Origin of the sequence: Rhizobium leguminosarum bv. viciae USDA 2370 (assembly GCF_002008365.1) — a bacterium.
In the GTDB taxonomy this organism is placed as follows: Bacteria; Pseudomonadota; Alphaproteobacteria; order Rhizobiales; family Rhizobiaceae; genus Rhizobium; species Rhizobium leguminosarum.
The window spans coordinates 1-1,295 of the sequence record NZ_MRDL01000034.1 but is presented as its reverse complement, the minus strand read 5'-3'; the positions used below and the strand labels follow the sequence as shown (position 1 = coordinate 1,295).

At 61.7% G+C, this 1,295-nt stretch carries 2 protein-coding genes; both read left to right on the top strand.

Annotated elements, in window-relative coordinates; all coding sequences use genetic code 11:
• Positions 1-570, top strand: a 570-nt coding sequence (locus tag BS629_RS14775) for a carbohydrate ABC transporter permease (RefSeq protein ID WP_131586992.1), incomplete at its 5' end; no start/stop codon positions are given.
• Between the two features lie 3 nt (positions 571-573).
• On the top strand, positions 574-1,295 hold a 722-nt coding region (locus BS629_RS14770), incomplete at its 3' end, for an ABC transporter ATP-binding protein (protein ID WP_131599355.1).

Below are 1,295 nucleotides of genomic sequence, written 5' to 3'. Positions count from 1 at the left end.
CTGGTGTTCGGGCTGATGCTGTTTGCCTGCTTCATCCCGTTCCAGTCGGTGCTGTTGCCGATGGCAACGATCCTCGGCTCGCTCGGCCGCCTCGGCATGACGCTGCAGAATGCCACGGGCCTGAGCTTCGGCTTCGGCAATCCGACCGTCAATCTGGTCTTCGTGCACGTCGTCTATGGCCTCGGCTTCACGACGCTGTTCTTCCGCAATTTCTACGAGGCCTTTCCGACCGAACTGGTCCGGGCCGCCCAGGTCGATGGCGCCAGCTTCTTCCAGATCTTCCGCCGCATCATGCTGCCGAACTCGCTGCCGATCATCGTCGTCACCGTCATCTACCAGTTCACCAATATCTGGAACGACTTCCTGTTTGCTTCTGCCTATGCCGGCACCGGTGAATCCATGCCGATGACGGTGGCGCTGAACAACGTCGTCAACACCTCGACCGGGGTGGTCGAATACAATGTCAACATGGCGGCTGCGATGATCGCAGCCGTGCCGACGCTCATCGTCTATATCCTCGCCGGCCGCTACTTCGTGCGCGGTCTGATGGCGGGCGCTGTCAAAGGGTAATCCATGGCCTTCCTCGAAATCTCCGGTCTCAGAAAACGCTTCGGCGCCGTCGACATTCTCAAGGGGATCGACCTCGAACTCGAAAAGGGCGGCTTTCTCGTGCTGGTCGGCCCGTCCGGCTGCGGCAAGTCGACGCTGCTCAACACCATTGCCGGGCTGGAGACGATCACCTCCGGCGATATCAAGATCGACGGGCGCGACATCAGCGGTCTGCATCCCTCCAAGCGCGACATCGCCATGGTGTTCCAGTCCTATGCGCTCTATCCGAACATGACGGTGGCCGGCAACATCGCCTTCGGCATGGAGATCCGCGGCGTGCCGAAGGAGGAGCGTGTCAAGGCGATCGGGCAAGTCTCCGACATGCTGCAGATCGGTCATCTGCTCGACCGCAAGCCGAGCCAGCTCTCCGGCGGCCAGCGCCAGCGTGTCGCCATGGGGAGAGCGCTGGTGCGCAATCCGCAGGTCTTCCTGTTCGACGAGCCGCTCTCCAACCTCGATGCCAAGCTGCGCGTCGACATGCGCACCGAGATCAAGCGGCTGCATCAGCGCATGGGCACCACCTTCGTCTATGTCACCCACGACCAGATCGAGGCGATGACGCTGGCGACCAAGATCGCCGTGCTGAAGGACGGCGTGCTGCAGCAGTTCGGCACGCCGGCCGAGATCTATAACAGCCCCTCCAACATCTTCGTCGCCGACTTCATGGGATCGCCGGCAATGAACCT